Source organism: Stenotrophomonas maltophilia group sp. RY12688 (assembly GCF_052149045.1).
Taxonomy (GTDB): domain Bacteria; phylum Pseudomonadota; class Gammaproteobacteria; order Xanthomonadales; family Xanthomonadaceae; genus Stenotrophomonas; species Stenotrophomonas sepilia.
Genome location: NZ_CP197389.1, coordinates 2,249,240 through 2,273,606 on the forward strand (window position 1 = coordinate 2,249,240; position 24,367 = coordinate 2,273,606).

General features: G+C 66.9%; 22 protein-coding genes. 15 read left to right on the top strand and 7 right to left on the bottom strand.

The features are described 5' to 3' along the window. Positions 1-1,080: a hypothetical protein gene (locus ACS0OT_RS10650; protein WP_442255798.1), complete on the top strand. Its 1,080-nt coding sequence runs from the start codon at positions 1-3 to the stop codon at positions 1,078-1,080. A 206-nt stretch (positions 1,081-1,286) separates the two neighbouring features. Continuing rightward, positions 1,287-1,523 carry a hypothetical protein gene (locus tag ACS0OT_RS10655; RefSeq protein WP_065177762.1) on the top strand — a complete coding sequence of 79 codons (237 nt, stop codon included), beginning with the start codon at positions 1,287-1,289 and terminating at the stop codon, positions 1,521-1,523. Positions 1,524-1,582: 59 nt separating this feature from the next. Here ACS0OT_RS10655 and ACS0OT_RS10660 read toward each other — a convergent pair whose 3' ends face one another. After that, a complete protein-coding gene (locus ACS0OT_RS10660; protein WP_329953335.1) occupies positions 1,583-3,076 on the bottom strand; it encodes a helix-turn-helix domain-containing protein in 1,494 nt (497 codons plus the stop codon). 667 nt (positions 3,077-3,743) lie between these two features. Here ACS0OT_RS10660 and ACS0OT_RS10665 point away from each other — a divergent pair. The 8 genes from ACS0OT_RS10665 (at position 3,744) to ACS0OT_RS10700 (ending at position 11,263) form a co-directional block, all read left to right on the top strand. Further along, positions 3,744-4,028, top strand: coding sequence for a CD225/dispanin family protein (locus tag ACS0OT_RS10665; RefSeq protein WP_329888856.1), 285 nt, complete (start codon positions 3,744-3,746; stop codon positions 4,026-4,028). A gap of 132 nt (positions 4,029-4,160) precedes the next feature. Then, on the top strand, positions 4,161-5,300 hold the full coding sequence (locus tag ACS0OT_RS10670; protein WP_065196336.1) for an SPFH domain-containing protein: 1,140 nt from the start codon (positions 4,161-4,163) through the stop codon (positions 5,298-5,300). A gap of 20 nt (positions 5,301-5,320) precedes the next feature. Beyond that, entirely contained in the window at positions 5,321-6,673 is a 1,353-nt protein-coding gene (locus ACS0OT_RS10675) for a TFIIB-type zinc ribbon-containing protein (protein ID WP_442255799.1), read from the top strand. Then, on the top strand, positions 6,670-6,927 hold the full coding sequence (locus tag ACS0OT_RS10680) for a hypothetical protein (RefSeq protein WP_005416661.1): 258 nt from the start codon (positions 6,670-6,672) through the stop codon (positions 6,925-6,927). Before ACS0OT_RS10675 ends, ACS0OT_RS10680 begins: the two co-directional genes overlap by 4 nt. A gap of 189 nt (positions 6,928-7,116) precedes the next feature. After that, positions 7,117-7,701 (top strand): AprI/Inh family metalloprotease inhibitor, encoded by a 585-nt coding sequence (locus tag ACS0OT_RS10685; protein WP_095377544.1) that lies wholly within the window; start codon positions 7,117-7,119, stop codon positions 7,699-7,701. Between the two features lie 69 nt (positions 7,702-7,770). Next, the gene (locus ACS0OT_RS10690; protein ID WP_095377543.1) at positions 7,771-8,730 is read left to right on the top strand and encodes a cation diffusion facilitator family transporter; all 960 of its coding nucleotides are present in this window, start codon (positions 7,771-7,773) and stop codon (positions 8,728-8,730) included. Positions 8,731-8,802: 72 nt separating this feature from the next. Then, the gene (locus ACS0OT_RS10695; protein WP_095377542.1) at positions 8,803-9,429 is read left to right on the top strand and encodes a DNA-3-methyladenine glycosylase; all 627 of its coding nucleotides are present in this window, start codon (positions 8,803-8,805) and stop codon (positions 9,427-9,429) included. 115 nt (positions 9,430-9,544) lie between these two features. Beyond that, complete coding sequence (locus ACS0OT_RS10700; protein ID WP_164092848.1) at positions 9,545-11,263, top strand: sensor domain-containing diguanylate cyclase; 1,719 nt, start codon at positions 9,545-9,547, stop codon at positions 11,261-11,263. On the opposite strand, the gene xth is transcribed toward ACS0OT_RS10700, so the two are convergent. From xth to ACS0OT_RS10715, 3 genes are all read right to left on the bottom strand, one after another. Beyond that, the gene (xth, locus tag ACS0OT_RS10705; RefSeq protein ID WP_442255800.1) at positions 11,264-12,055 is read right to left on the bottom strand and encodes an exodeoxyribonuclease III; all 792 of its coding nucleotides are present in this window, start codon (positions 12,053-12,055) and stop codon (positions 11,264-11,266) included. Between the two features lie 223 nt (positions 12,056-12,278). After that, positions 12,279-14,222, bottom strand: a complete 1,944-nt coding sequence (locus tag ACS0OT_RS10710) for a MacB family efflux pump subunit (protein ID WP_164092835.1) — start codon at positions 14,220-14,222, stop codon at positions 12,279-12,281. A gap of 2 nt (positions 14,223-14,224) precedes the next feature. Beyond that, a complete protein-coding gene (locus ACS0OT_RS10715; RefSeq protein ID WP_065196346.1) occupies positions 14,225-15,406 on the bottom strand; it encodes an efflux RND transporter periplasmic adaptor subunit in 1,182 nt (393 codons plus the stop codon). Positions 15,407-15,643: 237 nt separating this feature from the next. Between ACS0OT_RS10715 and ACS0OT_RS10720 the strand changes: the two genes are divergently transcribed. The 4 genes from ACS0OT_RS10720 (at position 15,644) to ACS0OT_RS10735 (ending at position 19,166) form a co-directional block, all read left to right on the top strand. Beyond that, positions 15,644-16,210: a hypothetical protein gene (locus ACS0OT_RS10720; protein ID WP_239499487.1), complete on the top strand. Its 567-nt coding sequence runs from the start codon at positions 15,644-15,646 to the stop codon at positions 16,208-16,210. Positions 16,211-16,251: 41 nt separating this feature from the next. Then, positions 16,252-16,968 (top strand): response regulator, encoded by a 717-nt coding sequence (locus ACS0OT_RS10725; protein ID WP_032954218.1) that lies wholly within the window; start codon positions 16,252-16,254, stop codon positions 16,966-16,968. Between the two features lie 3 nt (positions 16,969-16,971). Continuing rightward, entirely contained in the window at positions 16,972-18,048 is a 1,077-nt protein-coding gene (locus ACS0OT_RS10730; RefSeq protein WP_005416672.1) for an ATP-binding protein, read from the top strand. A gap of 191 nt (positions 18,049-18,239) precedes the next feature. Then, complete coding sequence (locus ACS0OT_RS10735; protein WP_065186450.1) at positions 18,240-19,166, top strand: ABC transporter six-transmembrane domain-containing protein; 927 nt, start codon at positions 18,240-18,242, stop codon at positions 19,164-19,166. A gap of 128 nt (positions 19,167-19,294) precedes the next feature. On the opposite strand, the gene ACS0OT_RS10740 is transcribed toward ACS0OT_RS10735, so the two are convergent. From ACS0OT_RS10740 to ACS0OT_RS10750, 3 genes are all read right to left on the bottom strand, one after another. Then, a complete protein-coding gene (locus tag ACS0OT_RS10740; protein ID WP_329953330.1) occupies positions 19,295-20,407 on the bottom strand; it encodes a DNA glycosylase AlkZ-like family protein in 1,113 nt (370 codons plus the stop codon). Positions 20,408-20,478: 71 nt separating this feature from the next. After that, entirely contained in the window at positions 20,479-21,105 is a 627-nt protein-coding gene (gene lepB / locus ACS0OT_RS10745) for a signal peptidase I (protein WP_139727150.1), read from the bottom strand. A gap of 139 nt (positions 21,106-21,244) precedes the next feature. Further along, entirely contained in the window at positions 21,245-21,838 is a 594-nt protein-coding gene (locus ACS0OT_RS10750) for a TetR/AcrR family transcriptional regulator (protein WP_139727151.1), read from the bottom strand. Between the two features lie 254 nt (positions 21,839-22,092). On the opposite strand from ACS0OT_RS10750, the gene ACS0OT_RS10755 reads away from it, so the two are divergent. After that, on the top strand, positions 22,093-24,288 hold the full coding sequence (locus tag ACS0OT_RS10755) for a TonB-dependent receptor (RefSeq protein WP_111200970.1): 2,196 nt from the start codon (positions 22,093-22,095) through the stop codon (positions 24,286-24,288). Positions 24,289-24,367 lie beyond the last annotated feature (79 nt).

Below are 24,367 nucleotides of genomic sequence, written 5' to 3' on the forward strand. Positions count from 1 at the left end.
ATGAGCGTTTTCATTGCCGGTCGTTCCATCCCCCAGGCCAACCAGATCAGCCAACCCTGCAGGCATGTCCTTCAGTTCATCGACGGTGGCGAGCAATGGCTGAAATGGGCCATGGAATCGCATGAGCACCGTTACGCTTTCTCCGACGAGGGCACGATGCTCGATGGGGTGCAGCAGGGTCTGCATGGTTCGCGCATGACATGGTTGCCACGCCTCGGGTTGCAGGTCGGCCCGATCAAGCTGCTCAGCCTTGGCGCCAGCGACCTCGGTGCCCTGCGCAACATGGAGTTTGACGAAGAAACACGCCTGTCGCACAACGAGGCGCAGCGGGTACTGGACAAACACCAGCTGCTGACCAACACCGACCTCGGGGCCTCGCGCGCGTTCCTGGCGGCGATCGGTGCGGCCGCTGCTCCCCTGCTGCAGCAACTGGATTTTCGTGAGTCGCTGGCGCTCCACCAACTGGCCGGTGAGGTCGGCATGCCTGCCACAGGGCGCGATGACCTGGCCGACGCTGCCCACTTCGCGCTGCTGCACGCGCGCAGGCCCATCGAGTTTGCCGACTACTTCCGTTTCTACCAGCGGGTGAGCGCAGGTGGCGGCAGTCGCGAGCATCGGCTGGCGCATGCCACCCGCGCGTTGCAGCAGGTGCTGCCGATCCTGTTCGGCTTCCTGGACGGGCCGCAACTGCCACAGTTGCCGTCGCCAGAGCAGGTGCGTGAGGCGATCGACGCAAGCCTGGCCGCGAACCGGCAGATCGGCTACGCCCGCATCTCGCTGGCCGCCCACCAGATGGCAGCCTGCTTCGACAACGATCCCGACCTGCTGCAGGATGACAGCCGGCTGCGCGAGGCCGTGCGCTGGCAGCTGCGCGATGCACAGGAATTCCTCAACGAACATCCGGTCTCCCGTGGCCGACTCGGCCAGGATGGTGCCAGCGTGCAGTTCCCGATCGATGGCTCCAGAGCCAAGGCGGTGGTGCAGGTGGAGGACAATGTCATCACCCTGCAGGACTACCGCCGAACCGGCGGCTACCTGGGCGATGAAGGGACGCTGGATTACCGGGCGGACGCGGTGTGAACCCGGTCCCGGCACCAGGTGGTGATGGCGTGCAGGCAGCTACGGAGGCGCTCGCGTCGGCAGCCGGCGCGGCCGTTGCTGCCGGACGCCTGGCGGCCCGGAAACAGGCGCAGAAGATCCTGGCCGATGCCCAGGCGGCATTGCGCCACATCCTGGGGGAACGCAGCGACGGTGTTCCCCCCTCATCCCCAGCAGGAGCACCGACGATGACCTTCCCGACCCCGCTTCCCGGCAAGCCCACTCCCGCCCATCCGGCGGGCAAATCCCCGATGCAGATCGCCCAGGAGCTGGCGGACGCCGCGATGGCCGCCAGTGAAGACGGCATCCGCGCCGCGATGGAGGTCTCGCAACGCGCGGTCGACGCTGCCGCCGAGGCGGCACGGCGCGCCGACGAAGCCGCCGAGCAGGCCGTGCAGCGCGCTGCAGAAGCAAACGCACGGTAACGCTGGATCTGCCACCCCAGCGCCCCGGGCAGGCCCGCGCCTGCGCCGGGGCGTTGCTTTTACTGGTGCGGGGTTCGCCGGTAGCTGCGCGGGCTGACCCCTACCGCGCGCCGGAAGCTCTTCTCGAAGTGGCTCAGGTCACCGAAGCCGACCTGCAGCGCGACATCGGTAATGCGCAGGCGCTGCCCATCCCGCAGCAGCTGCTTGGCATGCTCGATGCGAAGTTGCTGCAGCAGCAGCTTGAACGTCGTGCCCAACTCGCTGCGGAACAGGAATCCCAGGTGCGACTGGCTCACATGGGCCTGGCGAGCGAGGTCGCCCAGGGTGAGCGGCTCCGCAGCATGGTCCTTCAGATAGGCCAGCGCACGTTTCAGGCCGTCGTGCAGGCCCTCATGCGCTGCCCGCACCGTATCCGGCTGCACGGGCTCAGGAGCGACGATCTCCTCAAGCGTGGGCAGCCGTTGCGGCGCGCACCCGGCACCGCTGGCGACGTGGCCTGCTGCCAGATCCGGCGCGTGGCGTGCAAGATCCTCGCGGCGGATGCATCGGCCACCGGTCATCACCGCCAGCCGTACCACCACCCGCTCCATTTCCAATAGATTGCCGGGCCAGTCATGCGCGCACAGGGCTTCCAGCACATCGTCACCCAGTACGCGGGGATTGAATCCATGCAGCTCAAGCGAACGCGCCGCCAGCGAACCGATGTCCTCCACCCGTTCGCGCAGCGGTGGAATATCCACTGTCAGGAACTCCAGCCCGGCCAGCAGGGCGCGCGAGAACTGCTTTTCTCTCACCCGTTGTTCCAGGTCCGCGCTGGTCGAAGCGATCACCCGTATCGGGCCGGCCGCCAGCGCTTCAGCATGGGCAGCAGGCAGCCCACGCATGCGATGTGACAGCTGGCCCTGCAGCGGCACCGGCAGTTCGTCGACTTCGTGGAAGTACAGCGTCCCGCCCTGTGCGCGCGCGAACCAGTCGCTGGCTTCGCCCTGCGGGTGGACACAGTTCACTTCGACGAACGGGCCCTGCCTGCAAGGGCCGCCACTGTGGAGGGCAGCGGCCAGCTCCATCTTCTCGGTACCGAACTCGCCGCGCAGCAGGACCGGCAGCGGGCTGGCCGCCGCGCGCTCGACGAATTCATCCATCTGTTTCAACGCCTCGCCAGCGCCGACCAGCAGCAGCGGCCGGCTAAGCGCCTGTTCGGCCCAGTCCTTTGCCTCGTAGCGCTTGATCAGGTGCGCGCAGCGCTGGGCAAACTGCTCCCCCAGCGCCAGCGCACTGCCATCCAGCCGCCCCCCCTCACTTTCCAGGTGCAGTTCACCCAACAGCTCGCCGCCATAGCGGATGGGAACCCGCTGCAAGCAAACCTCTTCCGCATTCCCGGACGCCGCCGGCAACCCCGCTGCCGCCCCTGCCACCGCACCACGCAACCGCACTTGACCACCACGCATCACCTTGTGCCGGGACAGCTCCTTCACGAACGCGCCCAGCAGGTCGGGCAATGACGGATAGGGCCGATAAGCGCGCTGCAGCATCTCACTGACTTGCCTGTGCATCGAAACTCCCCTTTGGAATGGCGACCCGATGCATCTGCAACGGGCGATCTCGCGATGCAGGCCCTCCGGCATCATCGCGGGATGCTGCGACGTCCACGCCGCACGCCGTGCCCGCTGGTCGAACCGCTGTTGCCGTGCACGCTTTCCGCTCCCGCGGTGCCGGGAACTGCCATCGCTGCTGGAGGTCGGCAACGCGGACGTCGTCCAGGCCTGGGTCGTGCGCCACAGGGCGGCACTGCCTGTGACGCGGCGCTCCCTGTGTTCCGGCCATCGCGTCCCTGGATTATGGAGAGCGAGTTTCCAGAAAATAAGCATGATAATGACGTGAATATCCGCGCCGGATATTTGTCGCCCACGTTTCCCTGCGCCGCTCGCCGCTCGCCGCTCGCCGCTCGCCGCTCGCCGCAAAGCAGGTGAAGGCAAGCCGCCGAAATCCCGTCCACGCTTATGATCAGCGCGTCTGCCCGAACCAGAGGCGGGCACGTGTTGCGCCGCCATGACGGCTACACCGCCTGCTCGCCCAGCCCCGCAGGCCACCGCGCATGCCTGCCGCGTCGCCGCCCCCGATCAATGACCATTCGACGAGCAGAAGATTGCGCACCACGCACGGGGGGCATGCCTTCCGCTGCGATTGGCCTGTCGGCATACTCGCGCTCCCGGCCGCAGCATGATCAACGAGATCGACCGCATGGACCGCACCCCGCCACCCGTGCCCCCCAGGAACTACCTGATGTGGGCCATCCTGAGCATCATCGCCGGCTTCTGGCCGTTCGGCATCGTCGCCACCGTCTACGCCAACCGCAGCACGTCACTGGCCGCCAGCGGCCAGATCGGCGCGGCCACCGAGGCTTCGCGCAAGGCCCTGCGCTGGATGATCGCCTCCTTCGTCACCTTGCCACTGTGCCTGGCACTGATGATCGGCTATGCCCTGATCGCGCGCGGCATGGCCTGATTGCCTGCTGCCGCCGTCGCGCCATGATGAATGGGAAGCGCGCGCGGCGGTGGCGGCGGCCCATGCCGCTCCTCTATAGTCAGTCCAGCTCGGCAGGCATGGTGCCTGCCCTCGAATCACAGGGAGTTGGACATGGGTCTGGTACAGGCGGTGAAGGGTGCAGTCGGTGGTGTGCTGGCCGACCAGTGGAAGGACTTCTACACCGTGCCCACAGGCCTGCCCTCGACGGCGGCCCTGTTCGCCGCGGTGCCGCGCGGCACCAACGCCGGCCGCGGCTCCAACACCAGTGGCTCGTCCAACATCATCACCAACGGCTCGAAGATCATCGTGCCGGAGGGCTACGGCCTGCTGCTGTTCCAGGACGGCGCGATCACCGCGTTCGTCGCCGAACCGGGCGGCTACGAGTGGCGTTCGGACGATCCCAACTCGCAGTCGATCTTCGCCGGCGACGGTCTGGTCAGCACCTTCATCAAGCAGAGCTGGGAACGCTTCAAGTTCGGCGGCCAGCCCGGTTCGCAGCAGGCGGCTTATTTCGTCTCGCTGAAGGAGCTGCCGGACAACCGCTTCGGTACCCAGTCGGAAATCTACTGGGACGATGGCTTCCTCAATACCCAGGTGGGCGCGGTCACGCGCGGCTCGTACACGCTGAAGATCGTCGACCCGATCCTGTTCGTGAAGAACTTCGTGCCGGCCAGCTACCTGCAGCCGGGCCAGGTGTTCGACTTCACCGACCTGGACAACGCCGCCGCCAGCCAGCTGTTCAATGAAGTGGTCGGTTCGCTGGCACCGGCCTTCAGCCTGTACACGAACGATCCGGGCAAGGGCAACCGCATCACCAAGCTGCAGCAGGACTCGCTGGGCTTTGCACAGAGCCTGTCGGCCGCCGTCGAGCAGGGCTACCAGTGGAAGTCCGATCGCGGCCTGGCCATCGTCAAGACCGCCATTGTCTCGATCGAGTACGACGCCAACACCCGCGAACTGCTGAAGACCGTCCAGCGCGCAGATGCGCTGTCCGGCTCGCGCGGTAATTCCAACCTGCAGGCGAGCGTCGCCCAGGGCATCCAGGCGGCCGGCGAGAACGGCGGTGCGGCTGGCCTGGTCGGTGTCGGCATGGCCTCGGGCATGTTCGGTGTCGGCGGCATGCAGCAGCCGGTCACGCCGGCTGCCGACGATCCGGTGGCCAAGCTGAAGAAGGCCAAGGAAATGCTGGACCTGGGCCTGATCACCCAGGGCGACTACGACGCCCTGAAAGCAAAGGCACTGGGCCTGTAACAGCAGGACGCACAACGAACATGTCCGATCCCCGAAACGGCCCACCGCCGCTGCCCGGATCCGCGCCCGCGCCGCCGCCGCCCTTGCCGGCGGCGTCGTTGGATGGGCCCGGTTCGCCGCAGGACGTCCCTCCCCTGCCCGGCAGCTTCCCGCTGGACACCTCGAAGCTGCCCCAGGCCATCCGCGATGAAGTGGAAGCGCCCGATCCTGTAGCCATCGATACCTCAGCCAGCGAGCTGAAGGACGGCCTTAACCGCTGCCCGAAGTGCGGCGCCACCGACATCCGGCCCAAGGCCGGCACCGATATCCTCGTCTGCCTGTACTGCCGTCACGAATGGCATGGCGCGCGCGTCGAGGAGGAATTCGGGCTGGGCGAGGCCATCGACCAGCTGCGCGGTACGGTCATCGCCTCCGGCGCGCGTGACATCGACGCCGACACCTCGGCGCTGATGACGTTCAAGTGCACGGGCTGCGGTGCCGAAGTCACGGTCAATACCGAAAGCACGATGACGGCGCGCTGCCACTGGTGCCGCCACGTCTTCGGCGTCAACGAACAGATCAGCAATGGTGCGGTGCCCGATGCGGTGCTGCCCTTCCACATCAAGAAGGACGATGCGGTCGCGCGCATCCGCCAGTTCGTCGACAAGCGCCGCATGTTCGCGCTGAAGGCGTTCAAGGAGCAGTTCACCCCGGAAAACGTGGTGGGCGTGTTCCTGCCCTACATGATCGTGGACAGCAATGTCAGCGCGGCCGTGGCCGGCAAGGGCGAGATCCAGACCCGGCAATACACGGTCGGCAGCGAGAAGAACAAACGCACCCTGTACGACGCAGATGTCTACCAGGTCGAACGCCAAGTGGATTTCACGGTTGATGACCTGCCCCTGGAATCCTCGGCCGAGCGCGGCAATCTGGATACCCGCGCCAACACCAACAACATCATCAACACCATCTTGCCGTTCGACACCAAGAACGCGATGAAATGGAACGCCTCATACCTGGCCGGCTTCACCTCTGAGAAGCGCAACCTGGACGTGGAGAAGCTGCGGCCGCGGCTGGAAGACCAGCTGCTGTCGATCGCCCGCGCGCAGGTGGAAGGTTCGGTGAGGCGCTACAACCGTGGCGTGCGTTGGGAACAGGAGCAGCTGGAGGTGCATGGAACGCGCTGGGTGTCGATGTACCTGCCGGTGTGGCTGTACTCGTATCACCAGCCCGGAAAGAACGGCGGCATGCTGCACTACATCGCAGTGAACGGCCGTACCGGCGAAACCATGGGCAGCGTGCCCGTGCAGCAATGGAAGATGCTGCTGGCGGCCCTGGCCACCGGCACCGTCATTGAAGCCCTCGCAATTGCCTTCCTGGTGGCATCGACATGAGCGACGACAGTGGCCTCTGGCTGTTGGCGGCAGGTCCAGCCGGCGCAACCGCGCTGTACTGGGCGCTGTACCGCTATTACCGCAACACCGACAAATCGCACTCCTTCGAACATGAGACCGAGATCGAGGCCAAACCGGTCACCGGCTCGGACCAGCAGGTCGGCCGGATCACCGGCACCGAGGACAAGCGTATCCGCGGTGACAACGTGTATGAGTACCGGAAACGGGTGGCAAGGGTGAAGCCGGATCAGTAGCGCCAGGCGATGCCTGGCTGCGGGAAGTGCCGGCCGCTGGCCGGCATTCCTTCGGTTTCTGGGCGCCAAGTGGGAGCCGGCCAGCGGCCGGCACTTCCCTTCGCTGGGCTGCGCCAGCGCACACCCTCACACCGTCTCCCGCCCCACCGGTTCGATACTCGCGCGGTTCACCCTCCCGAGGATGCTGCAATGGCTGCCGTGCTCGCCCGTACCTGCCTGTCCGCGTTGTGCTGCCTGGCCCTGCCCGCCCTGGCTCAGGACGCCTCGTTCGGCTTCGGCGAACAGATCACCCACACCGACCAGACCACGCAATCCAGCAGCACCCAAACCCAGAGCAGTGGCGCGGTGACCACCCAGGCCACCACCAGCGGCAGCTCGCAGTCCGGGTCACGCAGCGAAAGCAAAGAGATCGACGTGGGCTTCGGTTTCCACGACGACAACGACGACTGGGGCCACGACCGCCACCGTGGCGGCCGCGATGTGCGCGACAGCGATCTGTTCGGCAGCTGGACGCTGGGCCAGGAGAACGGCAACACCTGCTCCATCGAGCTGAAGAGTATCGAGTGGTTCGGCGGCTACAGTGCTTACGTGCCCGCCGGCTGCCCGGATGGCTTCTTCTCGGCCAACCGTTGGGTACTGTCGGGCAATCAGCTGCTGCTTACCGACACCAGCAACACCGTGTTCGGGCGCTTCCGCGCGTCAGGCGGTGGGCGCTGGACGGGCTACCGTGAATCGGATGGGGCGCGTTTGTACCTCAATCCCAAGGGGCACTGATCGCGCCGTGCACGCAATGGGCACGCGCTGATCGGGAAGATCAGGCGTCCGCCCCGCCCCGCCGCCGAAATGTCCGCTCCCACCGGTTCCCGTCTGGTCATCTATGCCGCCCTCGCGGGTAACCTCGCCATTGCCATCGCCAAGTTCGTCGCTGCCGGCATCTCCGGCAGCTCGGCCATGCTCAGCGAAGGCGTGCATTCTCTGGTCGACACATTGAATGAACTCCTGCTGCTGTACGGCCTGCGCCGCGCCGGCAAGGCGCCGGACCCGGTACATCCCTTCGGCTATGGCCGCGAGCTGTACTTCTGGAGCTTCATCGTCGCCCTGCTGGTGTTCGCCGCTGGTGCCGGCGTCTCGGCCTACGAGGGCATCCAGCACATCCGCCGGCCGGAGCCGGCCACCAACCATGCGTTGAGCTACAGCGTGCTGGGCATTTCCATCCTGTTCGAGGGTGCTTCCTGGTGGGTGGCGCTGCGCGAGTTCCGGCGTACCAAAGGCAAGCTTGGCTACTTCGAAGCCTTCCGCCGCAGCAAGGATCCTTCCACCTTCACCGTACTGCTGGAAGACAGCGCTGCATTGCTCGGGCTGGGCTTCGCGTTGATCGGCCTGGTGGCCGCGCAGGTGCTGGACATGCCGGTGCTTGATGGGGTCGCCTCCCTTTGCATCGCCGGCGTGCTGGCCGCCACCGCCTTCCTCCTGGCCCGTGAAACCAAGGGCCTGCTGGTCGGAGAGCCTGCACATCCGGCAGTAGCCGAGCGGATCATGGCGGTGGCCGAAACCGATCCGGATCTGCGCCGCGCGAACGGGGTGACCACCATGCAGATGGGCCCGGAACAGGTGGTGGCCATGCTCAGCGCCGAGTTCGAGGACGATCGGCGGACCCCGCAGATCGAAGCCTGCATCACCCGCATCGAAATGGCGGTGAAGCGCGAGCATCCGGAACTGGTGGCACTGTTCATCAAGCCGCAGACGCCCGAGATCTATGCCTCCCGCCGCGCGGCACTGGCCGCTCCGCCTGCACCGGAATGACGTGGCGTCTGCGCACGTTTCACCTCGCCAGTGCCACAGTGCCAAGCTCTCTCGCCCGAACCTGCCACTCTCGTGCCGGACTGGTTGCCCGTTTCCCTGCAGAGCCTCCCGCGCGGCTTCTACCGGCGCCCGCCAACCGAGCTCGCCCCGGAGCTGCTCAACAAGCTGCTGGTGCGCAACGATGGTCGCGTCGGCCGCATCGTCGAGGTTGAAGCCTATGCCGGCAGCGACGATCCGGCCGCGCACTCTTATCGCGGGGCAACGCCGCGCACGGTCAGCATGTTCGGTGAGGCGGGCCATCTCTATGTCTACTTCACGTACGGTATGCACTGGGGCAGCAACGTTGTCTGCGGAGAGATCGGCGAAGGCGTCGCCGTACTGCTTCGCGCCATCGAACCTCTCGAGGGGCTGGACCAGATGCGGGCGCGGCGTCCCGCCGCACGCCGCGACCACGATCTGGCCAGCGGCCCCGGCAAGCTCTCGCAGGCCTTCGGGCTGGACCGCAGTTTCGACGGCGCCGATCTGGTGACAGGCAGCCACGGCATTGTCATCGCCAGCGATGGCGTGCCGCCTCCGGCAGATCCGGTGATCGGGCCCCGCATCGGCATCACCCGCGCGGTGGACTTCCCCTGGCGCTGGCATGTTCGCCACCACCGTCACGTTTCAGTGCGGCCCTCGCGCGGGCCCCGCAAACTCTGACCGCGATGCGTCACGCCGGCATCACCCTGCCATGGCGATACATAACGCCGCATGCATTACCGTGGTCTCAGACAGCCGCCGCAACCGCCCTCGCCACCCAGCCCTGAAAAGCGCCATGGACGAAGCCGAACGACTGCTCGAAATCGAACGACTGCACCTGTTGGATACGCCCCCGGAGCCGGTGTTCGATGCCATCGTCGCCGCCGCCCGCGCCGCAACCGGCATGACCATGGGCCTGATCAGCGTGGTGGCCGAAGACCGCCAGTGGTTCAAGGCCAACATCGGCCTTGAAGGCGTCAGCGAAACGGCCCGCGAAATTTCCTTCTGCACCCATGCCATACGCCAGGACGAGCTGTTCGAGATACCCGATGCGCGCCAGGACCCGCGTTTTTCCACCAATCCACTGGTGACGGGTGGGCCGCGCATCCGGCACTACGCTGGCATCCCTCTGGGCTCGGCGCACGGGGCACGTATCGGCACGCTGTGCCTGCTCGATCCGATGCCCGGCGTGCTGTCTCCGTCCCAGCGCGAGCTGATGGTGCACCTTGCCCGGGTCACCACCCAGGTGCTGGAGCAGCGCAGCACGCTGATGGCGCAGGTGGGCCAGGCCAAGGCGCTGCATCGTGAGCTGAAACGCAGCGAGGACTTCCTGGAGCGCACCAACCGTGCCGCCCGGGTGGGCGGCTGGGAGATGGACCTGGTCACCAACGAAGTGCGCTGGACCCGCGAGACCAAGCAGTTGCACGGCGTGCGCGGCAACTTTGAACCGACGCTCGACACCGCGCTGTCGTTCTATCGCGAAGACAGCCGCAACATCATCCGGGCAGCAGTGCAGCGTTGCATCGACGAAGGCACGTCCTGGGAAGTGCAGCTGCCGATGACCACGGCCGACGGTCGCTCGATCTGGACGCGCGTCGTTGGCAGCCGGCAACAGATCGACGGGCATCCGCGCCTGGTCGGGGCGATCCAGGACATCACGGACGAGCGAGCCGCGCTCGATGCGCTGGAAGCGAGCGAAACCCGCTATCGGCGACTGTTCCACTACAGCCTGGGCCTGATCTGCACGCACACGCTGGACGGAACATTGACCTCGGTGAATCCGGCGGCCGTGCAATCACTGGGTTTCGAGGAAAGCCAGATGATCGGGCGCAGCCTGTGTGAACTGATGCCGCCGGAAAAACGCGCGGGCTTCAATGCCTACCTCGCTCGGATCCAGGCAAACCACACCGACGCTGGTGTGATCGAGCTGATCGCCGCGGACGGAACGCGCCACTACTGGGCGTATCACAACGTGCTCGACAACGAAGCCAGCCCGCCCTACGTGCTGGGACATGCTCAGGACGTCACCGCGCTGCGGATGCAGGAGCAGCAGCTGCGCGAAATGTCCTTCAAGGATCCCCTCACCCAGTGCTACAACCGGCGCTACCTGCACCGGCTGGATGAACTCATTGACGAGCGCTGGGCCTGCGTGATGTTCGACCTGGACCACTTCAAGCACATCAACGACACCCAGGGCCACCGGCGTGGCGACGCCGTCCTGGTCGAGTTCGCCACGTTCCTGCGCTCACCACTGGGCAAAGATGAGACGGTGGTGCGACTGGGCGGCGACGAATTCATGGTGGTACTGGTCGCGCCTGTGGACGGCCGGTTGAGCGAACTGGAGCATTGGTACCAGGACCACGCCGCGCTCGCGCCCAGCGCGTTCTCGATGGGTGCGGCCATCAACACGCCCGGCGAGCCGGTGGCCGACACCATCCAGAAAGCGGACAGCCGCCTGTACCGCACCCGCGCACGGGTACGCCGCGAGCGACGCGAGGACCCAGCCGCGCGTTGATCACGCGCTTACCGTCACCCAGGCCGGCGCGTGGTCGCTGGCCTTTTCCTGCAGGCGTACCCAGCGGTCGACGCCAGCGTCCTTCAGTCGCCCCGCCAGTATGGGGTTCAACAGCAGATGATCGATGCGTAACCCACGGTCGCGCTCGGCATGCTGGCGGAAATAGTCCCAGAAGGTGTAGATCGTGGCGTCGCCGTGCACCTTCCGCACCGCATCGGTCCAGCCCTGCGCCAGCAGTCGTTCAAAGGCCTCGCGCACCTCTGGCTGGAACAGCGCATCGCGGCGCCAGGCCTTGGGGTCGTAGACGTCGGCGTCGGTGGGAATCACGTTGAAATCACCCAGCAGCAGCGCAGGGTGCGGCTGCTCGACCAGGCTGCGCGCATGCCGGATCAGGCGCTCCATCCAGCGTAGCTTGTAGTCGAACCTGGGCCCGGGCTGCGGGTTGCCGTTGGGCAGGTAGAGTGCACCCACCACAATGCCATGCGCCGCCGCCTCCAGGTAGCGGCTCTGGGTGTCCTTGGGCTCGCCCGGCAATCGGCGGCGGCTCTCGACCGGCGTGGTCCCTCGTGCCAGCAGCGCCACGCCGTTCCACCGCGCCTCGCCCTGCCAGAGCGCGCCGTAGCCAGCCTCTTCCAATGCCGAAGCCGGAAACGCGGCGTCGGTCGCCTTCAGTTCCTGCAGGGCAACCACATCCGGCGATCCCCTGTGCAGCCAGTCCAACAGCTGCGGCAGGCGTGTGCCGATGCCGTTGACGTTGAACGTGGCAATGCGAAGCATCTTGCGACGGGCCATGCGGGAAGTCTCCTCGGCGCATCGGGTGAGCGTTCAGTGTGCGCGCCCAGGCATCCAAGGACCGTGGATGCCGCGTAATGATGCGGTGCAATCCGGTTCACCGACCGCTGCCTTGCCGCGCAGCAGGCTGGTCACCGTGAACCCGGCATCAGCCGCCTGTGGCTGCTGCCGTTCTACCGCAACGCCGGCCGTGATGGCGGCTACGATGTCACCGGGTGCGCCCCTACTCCGCCGCCAATGCCTGGATCGGGTCCAGCTGCGCGGCAGTGCGTGCCGGAAAGTAGCCAAAGCCCAGCCCGATGGCCGAAGAGCACGCCAGTGCGGCGAGCACCGGCCCCGGCGAGAACAGGAACGGCACGCCCAGCGACAACAGGCTCGACAGCGCACCCACAGCGAACGCGAGCAACACCCCCAGCACACCGCCGAACAGGCAGATCAGCACCGCCTCGATCAGGAACTGGCGCAGGATGTCGTTCTGCCGCGCCCCCACCGCCAGTCGCACGCCAATCTCGCGCACGCGCTCCTTCACCGACACCAGCATGATGTTCATTACGCCTACGCCGCCCACCACCAGCGCCACCGCCGCGATCGCCGAAACCAACGCGGCCAGGGTCTGGCTGGACTTCATCACCGCCTTGCGGATCTGGTCGGCGTTGTAGATGAAGAAGTCACGACGGCCATGCAGGCGCTCCAACTCGGCGCCCAGCGAGGCTTCGGCGGCATTGGTGGGTACGTTGTCGCGTACGCGCACGGTGATGCTCTCCAGGCGTTGGCTGCCCAGCAGCCGGGAAGCCGCCGAGGTGTACGGCACGTAGATCGTGGGGGTTGCACCACCGGCGAACGCATTGGGACCGACCGCGCCGATCACCTCGACCGGCATGCCACCCAGCAGCACCGTGCTGCCGATGGGATTGCCAGTGAACAGCGCCTTCGCCGCCTTCTGGTCGACCACGCCCACTGCGCGGTGCGCATCGACTTCGGCGTCGGTGAAGAAGCGGCCGGCCTTCAGCCGCAGCCCCCGCACGCGCGGCATGTCGGCCCCTACGCCCAGCACCTGGGTGTTGGCACGACGGCTGCCCTGCAGTGCCGCCACCGATCCCGTCAGGTTCGGACTGGCGCTGTCCACATAACTCAACGCCGCAAGATGGTCCGCGTCGGCCACCACCAGCGTTTCGACTTCCGCCGAGCGCGGGTCACCGAAATCTGCGCCCGGGAAGATCTCCAGGGTGCTGGCGCCCAGCGCGTTGATCTGGGATTCAACCTGCGCTTGTGCGCCCTTGCCCAGCGCAACCACGGTCACCACCGCGGCCACGCCGATGATGATGCCGAGCATGGTCAACAGCGTGCGCAGGCGATGGGCCAGCATCGAACGCGCCGCCATGCGTGCCGCTTCGCGGACCGCATCCCTGCGTGCGCGGCGCTCGGCGACCGGCGACGCGCCGCGTTCGGTCCCGCATCCTGCGGCCGCAGCCAGCAATCCCGGCTCGGCGCGGTCGGCCACCACCCGGCCGTCGGCGATCTCGATCACCCGCGCCGCGTTGGCGGCGATCGCCGCATCATGCGTCACCAGGATCACCGTGTGGCCCTGCGCGTGCAGGCGCTTCAGCTCGGCCATCACCTGCTGGCCACTGGCGTGATCGAGCGCACCGGTCGGCTCGTCGGCCAGCACGATCGCGCCGCCGTTCATCAGCGAGCGGGCAATGGACACGCGCTGCTGCTGGCCACCGGACAGCTGACCCGGCCGGTTCCCGGTGCGTTCGCCCAGCCCCAGCGCTTCCAGCAGCGTGCGTGCGCGCGCAGTGCGCGTCTGTGCGTCCACGCCCGCATAGACTGCCGGCAGCGCTACGTTCTCGGTGGCACTCAGGTTCTCCATCAGGTTGTAGCGCTGGAAGATGAAGCCGAAATGCTCACGGCGCAGGCGTGCCAGCGCGTCCGGCGCCATCTGTTCGCTGGCCTCGCCGTTCACGCGATAGCTGCCCTCGGTCGGCCGGTCCAGGCAGCCCAGGATGTTCATCAGCGTGGACTTGCCCGAACCCGAGGGGCCAATGATGGCGATGAACTCGCCGGCGTTGATGCGCAGCGAGACCTCCTTCAGCACCACCACCTCGCCGGCGGCCGAGCGATAGGCGCGCGATACGCCCTCCAGTTCCAGCAGTGCATGGGCCATGCTCACATCCCCAGCAGGCTGGCGGGTTCGGCGTCGCCACCGCTGGGCGCCTGGCCAACCACCACGTTATCGCCCGCTTTCAGGCCAGACAGGATCTGCACGGCGGTGGCGGTGCGCAGGCCGGTCGTCACCGCACGTTCCTCAGCGCGGCCCTTGGCATCGACCACGCGCACGGTGCCGCGGTTGCCATCCTTGTCATCCGGCTCGGCCAGTGCCGTCAATGGCACCTGCAGCGCGTTGGCGACCCGCGCCAGCTGCAGGGTCACTTTCACCGTCATCGAAGGCTTCAGCTTCAGGCCAGGATTGGCTACATCGAACAGCCCGGCGTAGTACACCGCTTTCGGCGTCTGCGCAGAGCCGCCCGCATTGCCGGAAGCGGCCTCGGCAATCGAGGTCGGCGCTGGCTCCAGCTGCTGCAGATGGGATTCATAACGGCGCCCGCTCGGCCCCAGCGTCGAGAACCACAACGGCTGGCCGGGTGCGACCAGTTCCACATCCGCCTCGGCGATCTCGGCACGCACGGTCATCGTATCCATCTGCGCCAGCATCACGATGGTTGGCGTGGTCTGCATCGAGTTCAACGTCTGCCCGGCCTTGGTGACGATGGCCACGATGTAGCCGTCGCTGGGCGAGACGATGCGGGTATAGCCCAGATTGATCCGTGCAGTTTCGACCTGGGTCACAGCCTGGTCGATCTGCGCCTGCAACGAGGCCACCTCCGAACGCGCCGCATCGCGTGCCACGCGCGCGGCTTCGAAGCCTTCCTGCGACACCAGGCGCGATGCCACCAGCTGCGACTGGCGCTGGTAAGCACGACTGGCCTGCGCATAGCGCGCCAGGCTGGCCGCATGCTGGGCACGCAGCGTATTGGTGGCCGCCTCGGCGCTTCGCAGCGCGATCCGCTGCGGTTGTGAATCGACCTCGGCGATCAGATCGCCGGCCCGCACGCGCTGGCCCAGCACCACATGCAGGCGCTTGACCTGGCCGGACACCTGCGCGCCCACCGCCACCAGCTCCTTCGGATGGACCCGGCCGACCGCCTGTACGGTCTTCTCCAGATCCGCCACCCTTGCCGGCGCGGTGATCAGCGCGGCATCATCGCCGCCTGCAAACGTCCACCATCCAGCACCGGCGGCCAGCGTGGCCACGGCGGCAGCAATCATCCAGGTCCTGCGGTTGCTCATCGAAACGCCCGGTTGCGGGCAGTCACCCAATGCGACCGCCGGAGCCGCAGTCTGGAAGACACTGATGGACGTTTCTTGGAGCCACCGTGGAGATTGCATGGAGGCGCCGCGGCCGTTCAGGCACCAGCGCCACGCCTGAACGCGATAGCTCCGCGTCCACGCAATCTCGACACAATCTCGACCGAATCTCCATCAACGGTCGCTAGCCTCGTCGGCCTCGCCGACCGCCTGTTTGCCGTGTCCCTTTCCTACCCGGACCTGCCACCCATCGATGTGCGCCGTGCCTACCTGGCATGGTGTGCGCCTTCGCCATGGTTGATAGCACTGGTGCTGGCATCGACCAGCACGTGGATGTGGGTCACGCCGTATCCGGGCCTGCCATTGCTGGCCGGCTTCGGGGCCGCCGCACTGGTGGGGTTCGGCAGTGATGGGCCCGGCCGCACCCGCCGCACCGGGTCCCTCGCATCGCTGGCCTTGATCGGCCTGGCGGTCTGGGCGGCAATGCACCCGGCCGCCAACGTCAACCTGCATCTGCTGCTTGCCCTTGCCACCACCGTGGTGTCCGCCCTGCTGGCAGCGCGCCTGCACACCATCGCGCGCATGGCTGCACGGCTGCAGGCCCGGGTGGACGCCACCCCGATGGCCTCGCGCTGGAGCAAGCTACCCTCGGCGGTGTCCACCCTGATGCAGCAGCAGCTGCGCGGCGCGGCTGCGGTGGAACCCAGCCTGCAGCGCACGCTGGTGCTGGCCACACTGGCCTGGGCAGCCAACGAGGAAGCACAGGCCATGGAGCGCCGCCGATGACCCAGCCCCTTCCCGCCCTGCCCTCGAACCCGCAGCACGCAATGAGACATGAACTCCGTAGCCGACCCGCGCCCCTGGTCCTGATTGCCGAAGATGAAGGCGAAATCGCCGATATCCTCGGTGCCTACCTGGCCCGTTCCGGCCTGCGCAGCGCACGCGCCGCCGACGGCGAGGCGGCGCTCGCCAGCCATCGCCAGCTGCGCCCGGACCTGGTGCTGCTGGACGTGCAGATGCCCAGGCTCGATGGCTGGCAGGTATTAAGCGAACTGCGGCGGCGCGGCAACACGCCAGTGATCATGCTCACCGCGCTCGACCAGGACGTGGACAGGCTGACCGGCCTGCGCGTGGGTGCCGACGACTACGTGGCCAAACCATTCAATCCCGCTGAGATCGTTGCACGCATCCAGGCCGTGCTGCGCCGCAGTGCCCCCACCGCCGCCGAAGAACCCAACGGGTTGATCCGCCAGGGGCCGTTCGAGATCGATCTGCGCAGCCACGAGGTGACGGTGCGCACCGGCGAGCAGGTGCACGCACTGAGCGTCACCCTCACCGAGTTCCGGCTGCTGGTGCATATGGCGCGCGCGCCGCGCCAGGTGCATGCGCGCGCGGACCTGCTGCATGCCTGCCTGCCCGAAGGTGATGCGCAGGAACGTACCGTCGACAGCCACGTCAGCAAGCTGCGGCGCAAGCTTGAAGAGGTGGGCGTGATCGGCATTCCCGCCACCATCCGTGGCGTCGGCTACCGTTTCCTGGACTGATCGATGAATCCCAAAGGCAAGAGCATCGGCCGCCAGATCACCCTCTCCATCACGGTCGCCTCGTTGTGTTCGACGGTGCTCTCGATCAGTGGCTTCTACCTGTTCTATTACCTGCTGGAGGTGTTCTATCCGCGCTGGTACGACGCGCCGGAAACGATCATGCCGTCCGGGCTGGAATGGCTGTGGATCGGCTTGACCGCCACCGTGGTGGTCATCTTTGCCACGCTGGTCGCCTCGCGCCTGACCCGGCGCATCATCACCCCGTTGAACTCGGTGGCCGAGAGCCTGCGCCGGGTGGCCAGCGGGGATCTGGAAGCGCGTGCACGTGGCGGCAACACCACGATGGCCGAAGCGGCCACGCTGGTCAGTGATTTCAACTCGATGGCCGAACGGCTCAGCCGGATGTCCGAGAACCGTGTGTTCTGGAACGCGGCGATCGCGCACGAACTGCGCACGCCGATGACCATCCTGCGCGGCCGCCTGCAGGGTATTGCCGAGGGTGTGTTCGAGCCGGGCCCCGAGCAGTTCAACAGCATGCTCACCCAGCTCGAAGGACTCACCCGCATCATCGAAGACCTGCGCGTGGTCAGCCTGGCCGAGAGCGGTCACCTCGATCTGCGCCTGCAGCGCAGCGACGTCAGCGTGCAGGTGGCCGCGGTGGTGGAAGCAATGTCCGACGCACTGGCCGAAAGCGGGTTTTCGGTGACCCTGGAGGCACGGCCGTCACTGGCGGACTGCGATCCGGCCCGCATCCGCCAGGCGGTGCTGGCGCTGCTGGAAAACGCACGACGCCATGCCGTCCCCTGCCCACTGCGGGTTCGTGTCACGCTGGCTGAAGGCCATTGCACCGTGACAGTGGAAGACGGCGGCCCCGGCGTGCCCGACGAGCTTCGCGACAGCATCTTCGAGGCGTTCCAGCGCACCGATGTCTCGCGATCGCGACAGAGCGGAGGCTCCGGCCTAGGCCTGGCCGTGGTGCGGGCGATTGCCGTGGCCCATCACGGAACGGCGCAGTGCCGCCCGACCGAACGCGGCGGCAGCGCGTTCGAGCTCCGTTGGCCGGTGCATGCGCGTCGTTGAGGACGCGGCAGACGCTGCCCTGGTAGCGGCCCACCTTTGATGGGCATTCGCTTCGCTGAACGGCGCCGGTTTCTCCACGCAATCTCCATCGATCCTCCATGCCCGCTCCAAAGGGCCGCAGATACTGGGCGCAACCCGGGAGATGGCAGGCATCCGTCCCCTGCCCTGTCCCCGACCCACCCAGGCATCCCATGAAACACCCCAACGATCCAGCGGCAGCCGCCGGCAGCATCGGGCAGCAGAATGCGGCCGCCACTCTGAAGGCGATCCTGCGCACCTATCCCTGGCAGCTCACCGGCACGTTCTCGCTGGTGGCGCTGGAGAACACCCTGCTGCTGGCCTATCCGTTGTTCGCCGGCTTCGCGGTGGACGCGATCATCAGCGGCAACATCGGCCATGCCGTTTCCTATGCCGGCGTGGTGCTGTTGTTCTGGTTGGTCGGCGCCGCCCGTCGAGCGGTCGATACCCGCACCTTCACCCGCATCTATGCCGATCTGGCAGTGAGCGTGGTGCAGGCACAGCGCCGCCTGGGCCAGGCCACGTCCACCTCGGCGGCACGCGTGGTGCTGGCCCGCGAGTTCGTCGACTTCTTTGAAAAGCACGTCCCGATCATCGCCACCGCGCTGGCATCCATGTTCGGTGCGGTGGCCATGCTGCTGGCGATCGAACCGATGGTCGGTGCCGCTGGCCTGGTCACCCTGCTCGGGGCCCTGCTGGTACTGCCGTCGTTCGCACGCCGCAACGAGCAATTGCATGGCCGGCTGAACAACCGCCTGGAACACGAGATCCGCCTGGTCGACCGGGTCAGCCCCTCGGTACTGCGCCGCCACTACACCACGCTGTCGCGCCTGCGCATCCTGCTGTCCGATCGCGAAGCCGGCGCCTATGTGGTGATCGGGCTGGCTGCTGCGGCATTGTTCGCGCTGACCATCGGCCGCCTTGCCACCACCGACGGAGTTACCCCGGGCCATGTGTACGCGGTGATGACCTACCTGTGGACGTTCGTCGGCAGCCTGGATGATGCACCGTCGATGGTGGATCAGCTGGCACGGTTGAAGGACATCGGCCGCCGCGTCAGCCCCGGCATGGAGGATGCGGAGCGCAAGGACGCCGCTTGACCGGTAGATGCCCACCTTGGTGGGTACCGGTGGAAGCCAGCGCCAACCAAGGTTGGCGGCTGACAGGAGCGATGAACGTTGCTTCGATTTTCTGGCCCGCGCGAAGAACAGCCGAGCATGGCTCGGCTCTACAGAAAAGCTGCCATTCGCTGCAGTTCGTCTTCAAGCGCGCCACGAAACACCTTGTCGCGGGCCAGCGACTTGCCGGCATAGCCCACGCTGGACACCAACTCACCCTCGCGCACGCTGAGATTGGCCCAGCCCACCACCTGGTCGTGCCACAACACCGGCAGTGCGTAGTAGCCGTACTGGCGTTTCGGCGCAGGCGTGTACGCTTCGAACCTGTAGACCCAATCCCACAGCAACTCGAAACGGCGCCGGTCCCACACCACCGGGTCGAACGGCGCCAGCAGGCGCACCTGATCGTCTGGCGCGTGCCTGCGCGAACGCGGATTCTCGTCCGCCGGCCAGTACCAGGTGGTGCCCTCCAGCGTGCAGCTGGCCAGCTGCTGCTTGGCCAGCGCCAGTGCCTTGCGGGTCTGCTCGGCCAGATGCGGTGCACCATAGCCCAGCAGGCGCACCAGATAGGTCAGGCTGGCCGATGGCAGCGGCGCGTACTTGCGCACCACCAGGTCGATCAGCGCGGCCGCGCGCTCAACCTGCGCTTGTTCGCTGGCATCTGGCTCGGCATGCGCGGCCACTGCATAGATGCGGGTGCCACTGTCGCGCCGCTGTACGCGCAGCAGGCCGCGGTAGTGCATGCCGTCCAGCAGGTGCGTGCTGGCATTGCTGGTGCCGCCCCAGTAGTTGGTCACCCGGCCATGCGCAAACGCCTGGTCAACCTCGCGGGGGTGCACACTGCCGCGCTCTCGCACGAACGCCAGCACCTCGGCAGCGCGGCGATGGGTCTCGGCGTCCCACTCGCGCTTGGCCGCGCGCGGGTGCATCAACGCCAGATGCTCGCGCGGCAGGAAGCCGTAGTTCACCAAGCAGTCCTCTTCCACCGGCAAGCGGCTGTAGCGCCGCTCAAGATCGCCTGAGCGGTAGTCCTTCACACGGTGCCGCAGGGTCAGGTCCTGCGCGCGTGCCGGTGCCCGGATCGGGTCGGCCTGCACGAAGCCCAACCGCCGAATCGCGGTCAGCAGCGTGGTCGGCCTGAACAGGGTGCGCGCCACTGCATAGCGGCGAAGGTCATCGAGGGTGGGCGTAGCTGGCATGGCCGCATTGTAGATCCACGCCATGCGTGGATGGGAACACGGCAATTCCCCCGAGGGCTAGCGCTCATCGCACCCGGACACTTCACCGGGCCCAACTACAGGCGCTGCCAGACCACGCCTTCACCGCGGCGAAAGTACACCGCCACGGCGCGGCCGTAGATCCGGTCCGCATCGACCCAGCCGAAGAAGCGGCCGTCCAGGCTGTTGCCACGGTGATCGCCCAGCACCAGCACCTTGCCGGCAGGTACCCGCAGATCGGCAATGTCCGGGCCTCCGCCATGCGTTAGATCCAGTCGGGCCTGCCGCTTGCCGAACCGTTCCACGTCAGTCATGGCAGTCATCTGCAAAGGCTGGCCATTGATGGTCAATCGTCCCTCCTGCAAGCGCACGCGGTCCCCGGCTACTGCGACCACGCGCTTGATCATGCGCACGCCATCGGCCGGGGAAGCGAACACCACCACCTCCCCGCGTTGCGGCACGTTGTCGCCCATCAGCTTCAGCCCGGTGAAAGGCAGGCGCAGGCCGTGCGCCCGCATGTCGACAACCACACGATCACCCGGCTGCAGGGTCGGCTGCATTGAACCGGTTGGCACCACGTAGTGATTTGCCAAGGTGTCGCGTGCAGCCAGGAACAGGCTCAGCAGCATCAGCAGCGGCAAAGCCTGCTTCTTCAGCCACAGCAGCGCTCGCTGGGGCAACGGCGCGCGGGAAGGGGCATGCATTGAGGGCTCCGGAAGATGATGGAAGGGTCCAGCCCCCAGCCTAGACGTACGGCTCTGGGCCATGCATAGGACAAATTCCAGATGTCCTCCCTGGGCGCATGAAGTGCCCATCCGGAGGGCTGTCCGGCCTGGCTCGACGTTACAGCGCGCCGTCCGCATCCAGCATCTGCAACGACCCGATCACCAGCGCCCGCATGCCCTGCTTGAACTCGGTGATCACCTGGCCCTCTTCGTCATCCGCAATCGCGTAGATGGTGTCGGCGCCGGCGATGCAGTAGAACGCGATTGTGGCCAGCAGCCAGCGTGCCTTGTCCATCGGCAGGCCGAAGACTTCGGCCACGTGCGCCTGGTGGGAGGCGATCTTCTCCAGCATCGGCGCGGTCGCCACCGTGCGCCGCAGCAGGTACGGCGGCAGCCCGGGATGCGCCTTCACCACCTCGCACAACGATTCCACGAACACCATCAGATAGCCCTGCAGGCCGCCCGCCGCATCGGCCGAGGCGCGCGGAATCTGCCAGCGCTGGAACACCGCCTCGGCCACCAGGCGCTTCAGCGCCTCCAGGTTGGCCACGCGCTTGTACAGCGCGGCCTGGGTCACCGCCAGTTCGGCGGCCACGTTGGCCATGGTCAGGTTGGGCAGGCCCAGGCGGATGCCGATGTCGGCCAGGCGCTCGGGGGTGATGGTGGGCGGGCGGCCACGGGTCGGCGCCGTTGGATCGGGGTGCGGGCTCATACGGTGCGTGTTCATACCCTGCCGAGGGTGCCAGCAAAGGGACCCTCTTGTCCGCTTCGGTCTATTTAGTTTAATTTACTCAACTAATTCGGAATGCGTCTGGTTCGCACTCATGGCGCCGCCCGAACCGAGCCCCAGGCTCACTTCCCGCCAGGTCCCCACCCAGCCGACAACCCTGCGCTGCGCGCTCTTCCCGTGCTTGCCGAAGGCAGCGCGCCAGGCGCGCTCGCCCTCGCGATTCACAGGACTCTGGCATGACCGTGTACCCCTTCTCCTCTCCACAAACCCGAGCTGCCGCCGCGTCCTGCAGCCAGCCACTCCCACACGGCCTGGCCCGGCGCTACCGCGCATCGGCGCTCGCGCTTGGCCTGATGGCATCGTGCGCCGCGCTGGCCGAAACCGCGCCGTCCACCCTGCCCTCGGTGCAGGTGCAGGAACAGCGCCGGGTCACCGCAGACTATGCCGGCGGTCAGGTGGCCGCCGGCGGCCGTATGGGCCTGCTCGGCGACAAGGATTTCATGGACACGCCGTTCAGTACGGTCAGCTATACCGAGTCCTTCATCCGCGACCGCCAGGCCAAGGACCTGACCGACGTCATCGCCGCCACCGACCCCACCGTCTTCAGCAACGGCGTCACCGGCGCATGGAGCGAGAACTACGCGATCCGCGGCTTCGCCTCCAGCACCAGCGACACCACCTTCAACGGCCTCAGCGGCATGGCGCCGTACTACCGTACCTCGCCGGAGATGTTCGAACGCATCGAGGTGCTGAAAGGCCCCTCCGCGCTGCTCAATGGCATGCCGCCGGGCGGCTCGGTGGGCGGCGCGGTGAACCTGGTGCCCAAGCGCGCTGGCGAGCAGCCGCTGTTGCGGGTCAGCGCCAACTTCGCCTCCGATGCGCAGTTCGGCACCCATGTGGACATGGGCCGTCGGCTCGGCGCCGACAAACAGTTCGGCATCCGCTTCAACGGCGCGTACCGTGATGGCGATGGCGCGGTCGGCAAGCAGCGCAAGAAGGTGCAGCTCGGTTCGCTGGCACTGGACTGGCGCGGCGAGCGTGCGCGGCTGTCGGCCGATCTGTACAGCGCCGATGACCGTGTTGATGGCCCTGCACGTGGCGTCGGCCTGGCGCCCGGCGTCGCCATTCCGCGGCCGCCGCGTGGCGATACGCTGATCAACCCGGACTGGGCCTACGTGGACAGCCAGGACAAGGGCGCGATGCTGCGCGGCGAACTGGACATCAACGATAGCCTGATGGCCTACCTCGCGTACGGCACCAGCAGGACCGACTACCGCTACAACGGCTCGATCAGCGCGCAGATCCTCAACCCGGCGGGTGACTTCACCACCGTGATCGGCCAGCTCGCGTTCGACATCAAGAAGCAATCCGGTGACGCCGGCCTGCGCGGCAGCTTCCGTACCGGCAGCGTGGGCCACCAATGGGCCGCCAACGTGACCCACTATCAGCATACCCAGAACGACTACGGCCGCCGCAGCGTGCCGGGCTGGGACTGGACCACCAACCTGTACAACCCGGTGTGGGGCCCGGCCGCGCCGTTCGTAGCACCACACATCTCGCATACCGAACTGCGGCTGGACAGCATCGGCTTCGCCGACACCTTGTCCTTTGCCGATGAACGTGTGCAGCTGACGCTGGGTGTGCGCCGCCAGCAGGTGGTCAGCGAGACCTTCAACGTGGCCACGGGTGCACGCACCTCACGCTACGACGAGAGCGCCACTACCCCGGCAGCGGCGCTGCTGGTGAAGGCGACCGACACGGTCTCCCTCTACACCAACTACATCGAAGGCCTCAGCCAGGGCGCCACCGCGCCGATGACCGCTGCCAATGCCGGTGAAGTGTTCGCACCGTTCCGCACCAGGCAGAAGGAGCTGGGCCTGAAGCTGGACCTGGGCCGCTTCGCGCACACCTTCAGCGTGTACGAGATCAAGCGGCCGAGCAGCTACACCGACCCGGTCACGAATATCTTCTCGTTTGGCGGCGAGCAACGTAACCGCGGTGTGGAATGGGGCTTCTTCGGCACACCCATCGACGGCGTGCGTCTGCTGGGTGGCGTGGCCTACGTGCAGCCGAAGCTGACCCGCACGGCAGGCGGCGTGAATGAAGGACGCATCGCCACCGCCGTGGCGCAGCGGCAGGCCAAGCTGGGCGTGGAGTGGGATGTGCCTGCGCTGGAAGGCCTGACCCTGACAGGTAATGCCACGTCGATGTCGAAGCAGTACATCAGTGCCGACAACCGCCTGTCGGTGCCGGGGCGCACGTTGTTCGACGTGGGCGCGCGCTACAGCACCACGCTAGCCGGGCGGCCCCTTGCGCTGCGGGCCACCGTGAACAACGTGACCAACAAGTCTTATTGGGGCATGCCGTTACTGTCCAGCCTGGCACTGGGTGCACCGAGGACGGTGCTGCTGTCGGCAACGATGGATTTCTGAGAAGGCATCCACGCATGGCGTGGATCTAATGTGGAGCCGAGCATAGGCTCGGCTCCACAGCAGAAGTTGGGGCCGGATT

What these genes read in the sequence shown, in the direction of transcription:
- ACS0OT_RS10715 (WP_065196346.1), bottom strand. Translation starts at nt 15,406, where the DNA reads ATGAGCAACCGCAGGACCTGGATGATTGCTGCCGCCGTGGCCACGCTG.
- ACS0OT_RS10665 (WP_329888856.1), top strand. Translation starts at nt 3,744, where the DNA reads ATGATCAACGAGATCGACCGCATGGACCGCACCCCGCCACCCGTGCCC.
- ACS0OT_RS10700 (WP_164092848.1), top strand. Translation starts at nt 9,545, where the DNA reads ATGGACGAAGCCGAACGACTGCTCGAAATCGAACGACTGCACCTGTTG.
- ACS0OT_RS10660 (WP_329953335.1), bottom strand. Translation starts at nt 3,076, where the DNA reads ATGCACAGGCAAGTCAGTGAGATGCTGCAGCGCGCTTATCGGCCCTAT.
- ACS0OT_RS10740 (WP_329953330.1), bottom strand. Translation starts at nt 20,407, where the DNA reads ATGGCGTGGATCTACAATGCGGCCATGCCAGCTACGCCCACCCTCGAT.
- lepB (WP_139727150.1), bottom strand. Translation starts at nt 21,105, where the DNA reads ATGCATGCCCCTTCCCGCGCGCCGTTGCCCCAGCGAGCGCTGCTGTGG.
- xth (WP_442255800.1), bottom strand. Translation starts at nt 12,055, where the DNA reads ATGGCCCGTCGCAAGATGCTTCGCATTGCCACGTTCAACGTCAACGGC.
- ACS0OT_RS10685 (WP_095377544.1), top strand. Translation starts at nt 7,117, where the DNA reads ATGGCTGCCGTGCTCGCCCGTACCTGCCTGTCCGCGTTGTGCTGCCTG.
- ACS0OT_RS10690 (WP_095377543.1), top strand. Translation starts at nt 7,771, where the DNA reads ATGTCCGCTCCCACCGGTTCCCGTCTGGTCATCTATGCCGCCCTCGCG.
- ACS0OT_RS10730 (WP_005416672.1), top strand. Translation starts at nt 16,972, where the DNA reads ATGAATCCCAAAGGCAAGAGCATCGGCCGCCAGATCACCCTCTCCATC.
- ACS0OT_RS10735 (WP_065186450.1), top strand. Translation starts at nt 18,240, where the DNA reads ATGAAACACCCCAACGATCCAGCGGCAGCCGCCGGCAGCATCGGGCAG.
- ACS0OT_RS10725 (WP_032954218.1), top strand. Translation starts at nt 16,252, where the DNA reads ATGAGACATGAACTCCGTAGCCGACCCGCGCCCCTGGTCCTGATTGCC.
- ACS0OT_RS10680 (WP_005416661.1), top strand. Translation starts at nt 6,670, where the DNA reads ATGAGCGACGACAGTGGCCTCTGGCTGTTGGCGGCAGGTCCAGCCGGC.
- ACS0OT_RS10710 (WP_164092835.1), bottom strand. Translation starts at nt 14,222, where the DNA reads ATGGCCCATGCACTGCTGGAACTGGAGGGCGTATCGCGCGCCTATCGC.
- ACS0OT_RS10655 (WP_065177762.1), top strand. Translation starts at nt 1,287, where the DNA reads ATGACCTTCCCGACCCCGCTTCCCGGCAAGCCCACTCCCGCCCATCCG.
- ACS0OT_RS10675 (WP_442255799.1), top strand. Translation starts at nt 5,321, where the DNA reads ATGTCCGATCCCCGAAACGGCCCACCGCCGCTGCCCGGATCCGCGCCC.
- ACS0OT_RS10755 (WP_111200970.1), top strand. Translation starts at nt 22,093, where the DNA reads ATGACCGTGTACCCCTTCTCCTCTCCACAAACCCGAGCTGCCGCCGCG.
- ACS0OT_RS10670 (WP_065196336.1), top strand. Translation starts at nt 4,161, where the DNA reads ATGGGTCTGGTACAGGCGGTGAAGGGTGCAGTCGGTGGTGTGCTGGCC.
- ACS0OT_RS10650 (WP_442255798.1), top strand. Translation starts at nt 1, where the DNA reads ATGAGCGTTTTCATTGCCGGTCGTTCCATCCCCCAGGCCAACCAGATC.
- ACS0OT_RS10750 (WP_139727151.1), bottom strand. Translation starts at nt 21,838, where the DNA reads ATGAGCCCGCACCCCGATCCAACGGCGCCGACCCGTGGCCGCCCGCCC.